The organism is uncultured Granulicatella sp., assembly GCF_963521425.1.
GTDB lineage: Bacteria > Bacillota > Bacilli > Lactobacillales > Aerococcaceae > Granulicatella.
Genome location: NZ_CAUQUN010000014.1, coordinates 1 through 14,599 on the forward strand (window position 1 = coordinate 1; position 14,599 = coordinate 14,599).

The window sequence follows — 14,599 nt, forward strand, 5'->3', positions numbered from 1 at the left end:
TAGTAGGCTTGTTAGCTATATTATGGGATTATAACCGTCCATATAGCAACTCGTAGAAAATAAATAAAGAAGAAAAGGACAAGGACAACAGTTCTTGTCCTTTTTTGCATGAAAAAAGAGAGGGAAATACTTAAGGAAAATTCGAGACCAAGGCTCGAATTTTAGGCATGAGACCGCAGGGCTGCTGCCGACCTTGCTAATTCGTTGTTATCTTAAATACACGTAAAAATTGTATATCAATGAGGAAAGAAAATTTTCACTGTAGCAACGGTAAAAGACCAAAGATCGTGGCGTCCAAATTCTACAGTGACACGTTAAACATTACGAAACAGTGAGGGAAATACTTTTTGAAGTAGCAAAAATAAAATTAGCCATACTTCGATGGCTGATTTTATAGGGAAAATTCGAGACCTAGGCTCGAATTTTAGGCATGAGACCGCAAGGTCTGCTGCCGACCTTGCAACTTCAAAAAGTATTTCCTGAACGATATAAGTAGGTTGACTACCTATCTTTTCTTTGTTACACTTTAATAAAGTAAAATAGAAGGGAGAGACTACATGACAACCAAACAAATTTTTGATGATATTATCAAATTATTTTTAAGAATTGAACATCTAAATGTTTTCAGAAGTATTGCCCCTAACCTCACAATACGGGAAAACAATGTCTTAGTTCTCTTATATTATTACGAATCAGAATTTGATAAAACTCTAACCATCAAAGATATTAGTTGCTTCTATGAAATTAAATCTTCAACAGCCATCCAGTTCGTCAATTCATTAGAAAAACATGGATATATCGTTCGTATGAATGATCCAAAAGATAAACGAGTAACACTAGTAACTTTGACAGATTATGGAAAAGAAGTTGGAGAAATTATTTCAAAAAGAAATCACGAAATGGTTCAAAAAATATTAGTAACTCAAGAAAAAGAAGAATTGGAACAAGCATTTCAAGTGATACATAAAATGATCAATTCAATTGAAAGCATTCCAATCGAAACACTCTCATATAGAAAGGAAGAAAATGAATGAAACAAATCATGAATCATGTTCGTAAATATCGAGCATTATTAGCAGGAATTGTGGTTTTAACGATTTTACAAGTGGGTTCGAGTTTATTATCTCCAACGATTTTAGCTTCTTTAGTCAGCAATGGGATTTTAAAACAAAATCAAGCGGTGATTTTACAACAGGGGGGGTTCATGTTACTGACTTCGACTTTAGATTTAGTGTTATCAATTTTAGTCGTTCGATTTATCGGAAAGTTCTCTGCGGGATTATCAAAAGATTTACGTTTGAGTATGTTTACAAAAATTCAACATTTCTCAACGCAAGATTTCCAAAAGTTTGGAACATCTTCTTATATTAATCGTACAACAAGAGATATTCAAAGTTTAGCTCAAACATTAGGGTTCTCAATGAGTATGGTATTAATGGCTCCATTAATGTTGATTGGGTCTATTATTCTTGCTGTTCGTATGAATTTTACATTGTCATTAGTATTATTAGGATCCATTCCATTTTTAGGAATTGTAGGCGCACTATTAGTCAAAAAAGTCTCAAAAGACTTTACCATTATGCGTCAAATGACGGATACATTAACACAAATTATTCGTGATTCATTAACGGGTATCCGTGTGATTCGTGCCTTTAATAAGAGCGAGTATGAAGTAGAACGTTTTGATCAAGTGAATGAAAAGTATCGTAAATTAATCTTCGGTATGTATATTAAATTTAGTTTAATTATGCCATTAATGATGATTACGATTAATTTTGCGAATTTAGCGGTTGTTCTTGTAGGAGCTCATTTAATTCAAGCATCTCAATTAGAAGTGGGAGCTTTAATGGCAGTTATTCAATATTCTGTTCTTGTATTAGTAGCGTTATTATTGCTATCTTTTATCTTCATTATGATTCCTCAAGGTATTGTAGCTGCAAAAAGGATCAATGAAGTATTAGAACAAGAAAATATTCAAACATTTGTGAGCGAAGATTATGGTTTAGAAAAAATTGATACCGTAGAATTTAAAGATGTTTCTTTCAAATATGAAGGAGCAGAAAAAGCGATGCTAAACAATGTGGATTTCACGGCAAAAGTTGGAGAGAAAATTGCAATTATCGGTTCAACTGGAGCGGGAAAATCTACACTAGTAAATTTATTAATGCGATTCTTAGATACAACTTCTGGAGAGTTGTTAATGAATGGTGTAAACATTCGAGAATTTACCGAAAAAGAACTACGCGAGCAAATCGCATTCGTACCTCAAAATCGTATGTTATTTGAAGGAAGTATTCGAGATAATTTAAGATTCGGAAATGAACATGCAACAGATGAAGAAATGATTCAAGCATTAAAACAAGCAGAAGCTTGGGAGTTTGTTTCTAGTTTAGAAGAGGGATTAGATGCTCACGTAGAGCAAAAAGGTGATAATTTCTCTGGAGGACAAAAACAAAGATTATCGATTGCTCGTGCGCTAGTAAAACAGGCTTCGATTTATGTTTATGATGATAGCTTCTCTGCATTAGATGCGAAAACAGAAGCAAAACTTCGTGCGAATTTATCAGAAATTAATCAACAATCAATTATTTTTGTTGTTGCACAAAGAATTTCATCGGTAACTGATGCAACCAAAATTATTGTATTACATGAAGGAAATGTTGTTGGAATTGGAACTCATGATGAATTGAAAGAAAGTAACCAAATCTATCAAGAAATTATGAACTCTCAATCAAGTTTAGAAGAAATGGAGGATACTCATGAATAAAACTGTCTTAAAACGATTATTAAGTTATTTAAAGCCTGATCGTGTGATTGTGACGATTGTACTAGTAGTATCCCTTATTTCAGTTATTTTAGATGTACAATTACCTAAAATTTTAGGGGATGCAACGACGTTAATTAGTGAAAGTTATATTGCTTCTAATTATACTTCTGTTGACTTAGAAGGAGTTTTTGCGATTGCGAAAACTTTAGCGGTTTTATATATTTTAGCAGCAGGATTAAACTTTTTAGGGAAATATTTTATGTCTCGTGTTGCCAGTGATATTATTTATCGATTACAAAAAGAAATCGATGAAAAATTCACACGTTTACCCGTTCGATATTTTGATGAGCAATCAAGAGGGGACTTATTAAGTCGTGCAACAAACGATATTCAAACAATTGATGATTCTTTCTCACAAGTGTCGAATCAAATTTTTACAACCGTTTTGACGTTCTTTGGGATTATTATTATGATGTTTACGGTAAATATTCCATTAGCAATTATTGGCGTATTAGGGATTCCACTTTCATTCTTTATTATTGGAATGATTGGTAAGAAATCTTCGACATCATTTGCCAATCGTCAAGAAACTACAGGACGTTTAAATGGTTATATTGAAGAATATTATGGCGGACATGAGATTGTAAAAGCTTTCAATTATGAAGAACGTTCAAAAGTAGAATTTCAAGCGTTAAATGATGAATTATATGAACATGCTTGGAAAGCGCAATTTTATGCAGGATTGATGTTCCCAATTTCTCGTTTAATTAATAATATTATTTATGTATTTGTAGCGATTGTCGGTGGATTATTTGCCTCTGGAGGGATGATTACCATCGGTGGTATTCAAGCAATTTTGCAATATATGAGAAATATTAGTCAACCAATGGGAGATGCAGCGAATATGATTGGCTTAACTCAATCTATGTTAGCAGCAGCAGAGCGAATTTTTGAATTATTAGATGCAGAAGAAATGGAAGAAGAAGGCGATAAAGAAGAACTTCCAGCTATCGTTGGAGATGTTCAATTTAAGCATGTTTCATTTGGTTATACTCCAGAAGTAACATTGATGGAAGATTTGAATATTGATGTTAAAGCAGGAGAAACAGTAGCGATTGTAGGACCTACAGGTGCAGGTAAAACAACTGTGATTAATCTGTTGATGCGCTTCTATGATATTACAAGTGGAGCAATTGAGATTGATGGACATAATATTCAAGATTATAAAGTGGATTCTCTCCGTTCAAAAGTTGGAATGGTATTGCAAGATACTTGGTTATTTAAAGGAACGATTCGAGAAAATATTCGTTATAGTCGCCCAGATGCAACGGATGAAGAAGTTGTTCAGGCGGCGAAACAAGCATTTGCGGATGATTTTATTCGTAAATTACCAGATGGATATGATACGTATATTACGGAAGAAACGGATAATATTTCTGGAGGGCAAAAACAATTATTAACGATTGCTCGTGCGATTTTAGCTTCACCTTCTGTTTTCATTTTAGATGAAGCAACATCGAATGTAGATACAAGAACGGAAATGCAAATTCAAAAAGCGATGGATCATATTATGGAACATAAGACTTCGTTTGTTATTGCGCATCGTTTATCTACGATTCGTAATGCTGATAAGATTTTAGTGATGCAGAAGGGGAATGTGATTGAGCAGGGTACTCATGAAGAATTACTTGCAAAACAAGGATTTTATGCTGGTTTATACCGCGCTCAGTTTGAGTAAAAATTGATTTTCCTGTAGTAGCAAGAGACGGCAGTAGTTGCTGTAAAAACAATAAAAAATGTGGAGTTTTTGCTCCACATTTTTTTATTGCTCATCTGATGAAATAAGTCTTTCGATATATTGTTGCCCTAATTCTTCGAATTGGACTTTGTTTTGTAATAATTCAATAATAGATTCTTGGAAAGATTCTACTTCTTCAACGGGTAAACTACAATGGATTGCTACTACATCTGTAAATTCTTTATCGACTACGGAAATATTGTTTGTTTCCAGATAGTATTCTAGTTTTCCAACGGTAGAATAATCAATCGTCACTTTTAAAATCGTTTCTAAGCTAGCTTGAACAACTCCAATAGCTTTAAGTCCTTCTGCAACCGCTCCGGTATAAGCGCGAACAAGTCCACCAGCACCTAGTTTTGTACCACCAAAGTAACGTGTTACAACAACCGTAGTATTTTTTAGTTCCTGTTTCTTCAATACTTCTAACATTGGAACTCCAGCTGTTCCACTTGGTTCCCCATCGTCCATTGCGCGTTGGAATTCATCTCTTTCACCAATTAAATAAGCTGAACAATTATGAGTAGCTTTCCAATGTTCTTTCTTGATAGCTTGAATGAATTCTAGAGCTTCTTCTTCTGTTTCTGTACGTTTAAAATGAGCTATAAAACGTGAACCTTTAATTTCAATTTCATTTTGCCCATCTTGATGAATGGTTTTATATTGCTCTAACATAGACTCTCCTTTCAATGATGATTTATTCATATTGTACCATAAAACGTGCACGATAAAAATAATATAAAATTCGACTATTTTATTTGCAACATGACAAGGTTTCTTATATATTTAATATGCTTTAAAAATAATAATTCGAAAGAGGAAAATATGAAAAAAAGTAAATTAGTTATTTCAATTGTTTCAGCAAGTTTATTAAGTGCCTGTGTTCAAATTAATACAGCACCTCAGCCTACAACGACAACTTCAGTCGCACAAACAACTCAGAGTAATCAAACAACTACAAAGGCAACAACTCAACAAGCAACAGCAAACGCAAATCAGTCTTCTTCTCAAAGTTCAGCTTCTTATAAAGATAGTGTACAAAAAATGGTAGAAGTATTTTCAAGTCAGTATAGTAGTTTGGATATCACTAAAGTTCAACTAAAGACTTTACAGCCAATTGTCTATGAAATTTCTGCATTGGATGATACAACAGAATATGAATTTATTTATCAAGTAGACAGTCAAAATTTAGTTCAAACAGAACTGGATCGTAAAAAAGGAGATATTTCTTATAAACGTGACTATAAAAAGATTGAGACAGCTACTTTATCTGATATTGATGAGATGATTTCATTGGCGTTAGATCAATTTTCAGGAGGACAATTAAAAGATTGGACATTAGAACGTGATAATGGTCAATTATATTGGGATGTAGAAGTTTATCATAATGGAAAATCAAAGGAAGTAACGATAGATGCTACTTCAAAACAAATTGTAAAAATCGATGATTAAAAAGTATTTTTAAAGATAGGAAACAGTATGTATTTATGGTATACTACAGTGCACATTATTTAGAAATTGAAAGGAAACGATATGAGAAAAGAAATTTTTTCGATTAGAAAAATCAAAAAAATTGCTGGGTCAGTTGTTATTGGATCTGCATTATTTGGTATGGGTAATCTAGTAAGTGCAGCAAGTCCATCAACTTATCATTATGTTGACGAAGCAAATTTAACAGAACAAGAAAAAGCACTTCTTCATACGGAAGTTCCGCCTCAGGATGAAGAAGTATATTATTTAATTTACCGTAAAATCGAACAAGTACTTCCACAGACGGGAGTAAGAGAAAATATGGCATTTACTGCTGCTGGATTATTAGCAGCTAGTAGTATTGTTTTAGTTGTTTCTAAGAAAAAACGCCATAAAATTTTAGGGGCATTATTAATTACTGCTTCAGGAGCAGCAACATTTATTCCATCTCAAGCCGTGGCGGTGGAATTAAGCCAAGTGATTCGTGCGTCTTCTAATGAAGGTGTAGTACAAATTGATGGCTATCGTTATGTTGGATATTTAAGTGAAAGAGAATTGAAAGGAATTTCTCATCCAGAACAAGCGAAAACAGCAGTAGAAGCACCACAAGCACCTATTGAAGAAGGTACCCCAGAAGTTCCTACAACTACAGTAGAGAAAAATGAAGTGACAAGAATTGAAACATCAACTGAGGAAATTCCGTTTGAGACAATGACGCAGGCTGATACAACCTTAGAAAAAGGTAAGAGTCGAGTTCTTTATGCTGGGCAAGCAGGAGTTCGTACAATCCAAACTCAAGTAACAGTAGTGAATGGAGTAGAAACAAGAAAAGTTTTAAGTGCTGAGGTAACAAAACAACCAATTTCTCAAATTATTGGAATTGGAGCAAAAGAAGAAACTCCTGTACCGACAACTCCAGTAGTTGAGAAGGAAACACCAAAACCAGCTCCAGTAGTTGAAAAAAAAGTACCAAAGACTCCAGAAGTGAAACCTGAGACACCAAAAGTAGAAGTGGCAAAAGGAACACAAGAAACAGGAAAAAAAGGGCAAGCGTTAACTCAACCGTCTTTACCAGAACATACTGAAAAAGTAGAAGTAAAAGGTACACAGGAAACAGGGAAAAAAGGAGAAGCACTAACGCAACCGGAAAAACCTGAATATATTGCACCTGTTTCGACAAAAGGAACACAAGAACAAGGACAAGAGGGGAAAGCTCTAGAACAACCAGTCAATCCAGAATATAAAGTGACAACTAGTAGAGTTGAAAAATCTACTGAAAGTGAGTTAGATTTCACAACAGAAGTAGTTCCAGATGACTCAAAATATGTAGATGAAGAAGTCGTTGAACGCGAAGGTTCTAAAGGTGTTCAAGTTACTAAAACAACTTATGAAACAGTAGAAGGTGTGGAAACAAATAAAGTTGTTTCTACAACTACAGAAGTGAAAACTCCTGCTGTTTCTAAAATCATTAAAAAAGGTACGAAACCAATTGAAGGAACAAAAGTTGAAACACGAGAAGAAGTTATTCCTTTTGAAACAAAGACAGAAGAGGATGATACCTTAAAACGTGGCACAACAAAAGTTGCTCAAGAAGGTGTAGAAGGTAAGAAACAAATTACTGAAACCTATAAAACGATTCGTGGAGAAAAAACAAAGGATGCTCCAAAAGTAGAAGAAAAAATTGTCTTACAACCTCAAGAAAAAATTATTAAGCAAGGTACAAAAGGTTTAGAAAAACCAACTTTACAATGGGCTAAAACAGATAAAGATGTCTTGAAGAAGAGCGTTACAGCTAGTTATACATTGACTAAACCAGCTGGAGTAGAAATTAAATCAATCAAATTAGCGTTAAAAGATAAAGATGGACAACTTGTTAAAGAAGTAACGGTAGCTGAAAATAATTTAAATGCTACTTTAGATAAATTGAAATATTATCAAGGCTACACTCTATCCACAACAATGGTTTATAATCGTGGAGAAGGCGAAGAAACTGAAACGTTAGAAGATAAACAAATTCAATTAGATCTTAAAAAAGTTGAAATCAAAAACATTAAAGAAACAAGCTTAATGAGTGTGGATGATGCCGGTAATGAAACAGATAAGAGCTTATTGTCTGAAAAACCGACAGATGTTTCTCCGTTATATTTACGAGTAACAACTCACGATAACAAAGTGACAAGACTTGCAGTAAGTTCTATTGAAGAAGTAGTTGTTGATGGAAAAACATTGTATAAAGTGGTAGCAAAAGCTCCTGACTTAGTTCAACGTAGGGAAGATGATACTCTAAGTGAAGAATATGTTCATTATTTTGAAAAACAAAAACTACATGAAGGTGATGTATATTATAGTTTTAATGACTTGGTTACAGCTATGAAAGCTAACCCAAGTGGTACTTTTAAACTTGGTGCAGACCTTAATGCAGCTAACGTACCAACTCCAAGTAAACAATATGTACCTGGTAAATTCAGCGGAACTTTAACAAGTGTTGATGGTAAACATTATACTATTCATAATATGGCTCGACAGTTGTTTGATAATGTTGAAGGTGGAACAGTTAAAAACATTAATTTAGGAAATGTTAATATTAATATGCCTTGGATCGATAATATTTCAGCATTATCAAGAACTCTTAAAAATGGTACTGTAGAAAATGTTAAAGTAACAGGTAGTATTCTAGGTAAAGATGCCATTGCTGGTATTGTTAATAAGGGAGATGTTGGTGGTCTTCTTAAAAATGTTGCCTTTATTGGTAAACTAACAGGAGTTGGTAATAGACCTTGGGATATCGGTGGTATTGCCGGAGAACTTTGGAGAGGAAATATTAAACATGCATATGTAGATGCTGATATTACCGCAGATAAAGCACGTGTAGGTGGACTAGTTGCAAGAACAGATAACGGATCTGATCCTAATGGAATTGATAAGTATGCATCTGTTCGTAACGCTGTTACTAAAGGAACTATTAATGTGAAAAATCCTGTTGATGTTGGTGGATTCATTAGTAAAAACTGGACATGGGGACGCGTTGCAGACACAGTCTCAATGATGAAAGTTAAAAACGGTGAAGAATTCTATGGATCTAGAGACTTAGAGGTAGAAGGTGGATATTATACAAGAGACTGGATTGAAAGAAACTACGTTGTTTCAGGTGTGAGTGAAGGTTCTCACTCATTTAACGGTTCGCGTAGTAATCGAATCCGAGAAATCAGTTTAGAAGAAGCCAATAAAAAAATAGAATCATTCGGAATTACAGCTGATAAATTCGAAATTAAACCTCTTGTTGAAGATACACTGAACAATACTAAACCAAAATCTGATACGTACAAAGATATTCAAGATTATAATGCAGAACGTGAACTTGCATACCGTAATGTTGAAAAACTTCAACCGTTCTACAATAAAGAGTGGATTATCAATCAAGGGAATAAAATTCCTGCTGGTTCTAAATTGTTAACGACTGAAGTATTATCTGTTACAGGTATGAAAGATGGACAATTTGTAACAGACTTGTCAGATGTTGATCATATTATGATTCATTATGCTGATGGTACGAAAGAAGAAAAATCTGTATCACCTAAAGCTACATCTAACGTGGAACAAGTAAAAGAATATGGTATTACAGATTTAGGAGAAGTCGTTTATACACCAAATATGGTAGTTAAAGATCGTACTCAATTACTAAGTGAGGTTAAAGCAAAATTAGATACAATTACTCTTGAATCTCCTGAAGTTCGTGCGATAACAGGTAATGTTGGAGCGTTGTACTTAGAAGAAAGTTTTGCAGAAGTCAAACAAAATCTTGATAAATTAGTAAAAGCTCTTGTTGAAAATGAAGATCATCAGTTAAATGGTGATGAGGCAGCCATCAAAGCACTTCTTAAGAAAGTAGAAGATAATAAAGCTAAAATCATGATGGCACTTACTTACCTCAATCGTTATTATGGTATTGAATATGGTGACTTAAACATTAAGAATATAATGATGTTTAAACCAGATTTCTATGGCAAGACACCAAGTGTTATTGATAGATTAATTCGAATTGGTTCGCAAGAAAAGAACTTGAAGGGTGATAGAACCCAAGATGCCTATCGTGAAATTATTGCAGGAGATACTGGTAAAGGTGATTTACGTAGTTTCTTAGACTATAATATGCGTCTCTTCACGAATGACACTGATCTTAATGACTGGTTTATCCACTCAGCGAAAAATGTTTATGTTGTAGAACCTGAAACAACAAATCCAGACTTCAAAAATAAACGTCATCGTGTCTTTGATGGTCTGAATAATAATATGCATGCACGTATGATTTTACCATTATTGAACTTGAAGAAAGCACATATCTTCATGATTTCAACCTATAATACTATGGCTTATAGTTCATTTGAAAAATATGGTAAAAATACGGAAGCTGAACGTGAAGCGTTTAAAGAACGTATTAATTATGTAGCTAAAGCTCAACAAACATACTTAGACTTCTGGTCACGTCTTGCACTTCCAAATGTTCGTGATAGACTGCTTAAGAGTCAAAATATGGTTCCTACACCTGTATGGGATAATCAAGCTTATGCGGGTATAAAAGATGCTAATCGTCGTGGATATGGTACAGATGGTAAGGTAGCGACACCAATTCGTGAGTTATTTGGTCCAACAGACAGATGGCATCAAATTAATTGGAATATGGGAGCTATGGCTAAAGTTTATGCAAATCCATATGAAGATGAACAAGTTTTCTTCATGGTAACAAATATGTTAGAAGATTTTGGTATTTCAGCCTTTACCCATGAAACAACTCACATTAATGACCGTATGGCATATCTAGGTGGTCATGGACATCGTCAAGGTACAGATCTTGAAGCATATGCGCAAGGTATGTTACAAACACCTGATAAATCAACATATAATGGTGAATATGGAGCATTAGGAATTAACATGGCTTATCATCGTCAAAATGATGGAGATCAATGGTATAATCCTGATCCTGAAAAATTACAAACTCGTGAACAAATCGATCACTATATGAAGAACTATAATGATGCTCTTATGATGTTAGATCATCTTGAAGCAGATGCTGTATTACCACAATTAAAAGGAAATACGAGTCGCTGGTTCAAGAAAATGGATCGACAATACCGTAGTGGAAATTCAGGTCATCAGTTCGATAAAATTCGTGAGTTGACAGATGATGAGAAAAAAGTAGCAATCCATACAATTGATGATTTAATTACTAATAACCTAATGACGAAACATGGCGCTCCTGGTGATGATACTTATAACCCAACGGACTTCAGAACTGCTTATGTCAATATGAATATGATGACAGGTATTTATGGTGGAAATACAAGTACAGGTGCACCTGGTGCAGCATCCTTCAAACATAATACATTCCGTATGTGGGGTTACTTCGGATACGAGAATGGATTTGTTGGATATGCTTCTAGCAAATATCAAGGTGCAGCTGATAAAGAAAATAATAAGATGTTAGGTGATGACTTCATTATTAAGAAAGTTTCTAATGGAAGATTCACTAACCTTGAAGATTGGAAGAAAGAGTACTACAAAGAAGTGAAAGCAAAAGGTGAAAAAGGATTTACTTCAATTGAGATTGATGGTAAACAAATTACCAATTATGCTGAACTAAAAACATTATTTGATAAGGCGGTTGAGGCTGACTTAGCAGGTGGAGGAACAGCTAAAACTGTAGAGCTTAAATCAAAAGTCTTTAAAGCACTTCTTAAGAATACAGACGGTTTCTTAGGACAACTATTCAATTCTTAAAATCAATGAAAAGACCCTTCGGGGTCTTTTTGTTTTCCGCTTTCAATTTCCTTCGTTTGCCCCAAAATTGTATTTTTGGTATACTACAGAAAGTAACACTGTTGCTAATTTTAAGAAAAGGAGTCGAGTAAATGAAAATTGCGATCGTAACGGATAGTACTGCGTATTTGACACCAGAAGAACGCCGTGAGTGGAATATTCATGTATTGCCACTATCAGTAATTTTTGGACAAGAAAGTTATCGTGAAGAACAAGATTTGACAACTGCCGATTTCTATGAAAAAGTAAAAAACTCTGAGGTATTTCCAACTAGTTCTCAACCAGCGGTTGGTGAAACGATTGAATTATTCCGTGAATTATCCCATCATTATGATGCTATTATTCCAATTCTTTTATCCAGTGGGATTAGCGGAACTTATCAAACAGTTGTAACAGTTGCTGAAGAATTACAAGATGAAGTGTTGATTTACCCAATCGATTCAGGAATTAGCTGTGCACCTCAAGCTCGTGCGGTTCGTCTTGCTGCAATGATGGCAAAAGATGAAAAATATACTGCTAAAGAGATTGTAGCTTGTGTTCAACAATTAGTAGATCGTACAACAGCTTACTTCATCGTAGATGATTTGAATAATCTTCAAAGAGGTGGACGTTTATCAGCTGGGGCTGCTTTAGTCGGTTCTATGTTGAAAATTAAACCGATTTTAACATTTGAAGATAAGAAAATTGTGGCGTTGGAAAAAATTCGTACGCAACAAAAAGCGATGAAACGAATTGAGCAATTATTTGAAGAAAATACTCAAACGACAGATGGAGATGGATATGAATTAGTCATTATTCATGCCAATGCTCCAGAAGCAGGAGAAGCTTGGCGTGCTCAAATTCAAGAAAAATATCCAAAATTAAGAACTTCTCTAGCCTATTTTGGTCCAGTTATTGGAACACATTTAGGGCAAGGCGCTCTAGGATGTTCATGGGATATTGTTTTAGAGAAAAATTTAGAAATGATTTAAATACTTTGAAAGATGGAAATGGAATGGTAAATTCTATTTTCATCTTTTTTGTTTGCAATAGTATCCATTAAAAAATTCGAAATAAAAAATAATTTTTGAGATTTTTTTCGTATATATAGTTGAGGTGGTTTGAATGAAGATTGCTCGAGATTCAAATGGAGAATTAGTATATGCGTATAAAGGAATTGAAATAGATAAGTCAGAATATTATGCTTGTCCGATGTGTGGAGAACCTGTTCAAATTTGCCAAAAGAAAAATGGTGAGTATTTTTTCAGACATGTAACTCAAGCAAGGCATGATGGAGAAACCGAGGCACATCAAAAAGGGAAGAAAGAATTACAAGAGAGTCTCGTTCAACAAGGATATAGGACAGAATTAGAACGGTATGAAGCGATGATTGGACAAATTCCAGACCTTACGATTGAAGTAGGTGAAAAGGAATGGGTATTGGAATATCAATGTAGTGTCATTCCAATAAAGGAAATGACTACTCGCACTAAAGCTTTAGAAAGTTTGGAGAGAAGTGTTTCGTGGATACTGGGAAAGAAATTTTTACTAAAAAACTTATGTGAGATGAGTTTATATTGTATTCGATATCATCCACAATTAGGAAATTATTTATGCTTTTATACGGATAAGCAATGGATCATCCATCATCATCTAGTATTGCAACTTCAAAAAAGAAAGTATCTTTTTCAGGAGAGTCGATGTAACTTAGATAAGCTCGATTGGAAAAAAGTCTTTAAGATTTTGGAAGAGTCACAGTGTATACAAATTTTCCAATTGGAAAGTAAGGAGCAATTTTGGACCAAAGAAGAATGGCACTCGTTTATGTTAAATCCTAAAAAAGAAAATAGGCAATTTTTAGAAGCACTTTATCATCAATCTTGGATGTTTGATCAATTAGAGGTATGCCGTAGTTACCCTAAATATTCATGGAGTATAAAAACTTATAATCTTATCTGGCAAGGATATTTATGGATGGGAATTGAACGATTGAAAATAAACCAAGATTTCTCGATTCATCAGTGTTATATGTATTTGAAAAAATTAGCCACCAAAAAGAAAATTCGTTTTTCCTCGTGTTATAAGCAAGAGAAAGTTTGTAAATGTGAAATCGAACAATTTTTGAAAAAAATAATGTTGGAAACAAATTGTCTGGCTCTATTACCAGACGGGAAGTGGAAGAAAATAAAAAACTAGCAAGAGAGATGGATGTCTCTTGCTAGTAGTGATTATGCTTTAAATTGTTGATGAATTTTTTTGAAAATTGGATATAAAATTGGAACAGTAATGACTGTGAAAGCAGCTGAACCAAATGTTCCTAAAATTTTAGTAAAGGCTGCAACGAATGCAGGAGTAAACGCTAGTCCGCTAAGAATCATTCCACGAAGAAAAGTGTATTTTACTAGGTTTAAAATAATTTTGATAATAGCAGCTAAAATACCAATTCCAATAATATTAGCAGCTTTGTCGTTTCGATGAAGTGTTTTTTCATAAACAAGATGAATTCCCCAGCAAACAATAAGAGATTCTAAAATCGTAATCCAAACTTCTGCTGCATATCCGTTTAAAATATCGAAAATCCCTAATCCTAAAGTAGCAGCAATAGCTCCTTTTTTACTACCGAACACTAAGCACCCAACAACGACTAAGGCATTTCCAAAGTGAACAAATTGGTGTCCCAATTGAATTCTAAATAACTGAACTCCTAAGAAAATTAAAGCGGCAAATAATGAGATTTGTGTTAGTTCACGTAATGAATAATTTTTCATACTATA

At 34.0% G+C, this 14,599-nt stretch carries 9 protein-coding genes; 7 read left to right on the forward strand and 2 right to left on the reverse strand.

The features are described 5' to 3' along the window. The first annotated feature begins 557 nt into the window (after nucleotides 1–557). Genes RWO76_RS04925 through RWO76_RS04935 form a run of 3 tightly spaced genes read left to right on the forward strand, consistent with a single transcriptional unit; the run spans nucleotide 558 to nucleotide 4,505 of the window. Complete coding sequence (locus tag RWO76_RS04925) at nucleotides 558–1,034, forward strand: MarR family winged helix-turn-helix transcriptional regulator (RefSeq protein WP_314354561.1); 477 nt, start codon at nucleotides 558–560, stop codon at nucleotides 1,032–1,034. Then, nucleotides 1,031–2,767, forward strand: coding sequence for an ABC transporter ATP-binding protein (locus RWO76_RS04930; protein WP_314354562.1), 1,737 nt, complete (start codon nucleotides 1,031–1,033; stop codon nucleotides 2,765–2,767). Before RWO76_RS04925 ends, RWO76_RS04930 begins: the two co-directional genes overlap by 4 nt. Further along, nucleotides 2,760–4,505, forward strand: coding sequence for an ABC transporter ATP-binding protein (locus tag RWO76_RS04935; protein WP_314354563.1), 1,746 nt, complete (start codon nucleotides 2,760–2,762; stop codon nucleotides 4,503–4,505). The genes RWO76_RS04930 and RWO76_RS04935 overlap by 8 nt, the downstream gene beginning before the upstream one ends. Before the next feature lie 84 nt (nucleotides 4,506–4,589). On the opposite strand, the gene RWO76_RS04940 is transcribed toward RWO76_RS04935, so the two are convergent. Then, nucleotides 4,590–5,237 carry a YigZ family protein gene (locus RWO76_RS04940; RefSeq protein ID WP_314354564.1) on the reverse strand — a complete coding sequence of 216 codons (648 nt, stop codon included), beginning with the start codon at nucleotides 5,235–5,237 and terminating at the stop codon, nucleotides 4,590–4,592. Nucleotides 5,238–5,387: 150 nt separating this feature from the next. Here RWO76_RS04940 and RWO76_RS04945 point away from each other — a divergent pair, with 150 nt between their 5' ends. The 4 genes from RWO76_RS04945 to RWO76_RS04960 all read left to right on the forward strand — a co-directional run bounded on the left by RWO76_RS04945 (nucleotide 5,388) and on the right by RWO76_RS04960 (nucleotide 14,021). Beyond that, complete coding sequence (locus RWO76_RS04945; protein ID WP_314354565.1) at nucleotides 5,388–6,014, forward strand: PepSY domain-containing protein; 627 nt, start codon at nucleotides 5,388–5,390, stop codon at nucleotides 6,012–6,014. Nucleotides 6,015–6,095: 81 nt separating this feature from the next. After that, nucleotides 6,096–11,807, forward strand: coding sequence for a ZmpA/ZmpB/ZmpC family metallo-endopeptidase (locus RWO76_RS04950; protein WP_314354566.1), 5,712 nt, complete (start codon nucleotides 6,096–6,098; stop codon nucleotides 11,805–11,807). A gap of 131 nt (nucleotides 11,808–11,938) precedes the next feature. Continuing rightward, nucleotides 11,939–12,817 (forward strand): DegV family protein, encoded by an 879-nt coding sequence (locus tag RWO76_RS04955; protein ID WP_314354567.1) that lies wholly within the window; start codon nucleotides 11,939–11,941, stop codon nucleotides 12,815–12,817. A 133-nt stretch (nucleotides 12,818–12,950) separates the two neighbouring features. Continuing rightward, on the forward strand, nucleotides 12,951–14,021 hold the full coding sequence (locus tag RWO76_RS04960; RefSeq protein ID WP_314354568.1) for a competence protein CoiA family protein: 1,071 nt from the start codon (nucleotides 12,951–12,953) through the stop codon (nucleotides 14,019–14,021). Nucleotides 14,022–14,053: 32 nt separating this feature from the next. On the opposite strand, the gene RWO76_RS04965 is transcribed toward RWO76_RS04960, so the two are convergent. Beyond that, nucleotides 14,054–14,593, reverse strand: a complete 540-nt coding sequence (locus RWO76_RS04965; protein WP_314354569.1) for an ECF transporter S component — start codon at nucleotides 14,591–14,593, stop codon at nucleotides 14,054–14,056. Nucleotides 14,594–14,599 lie beyond the last annotated feature (6 nt).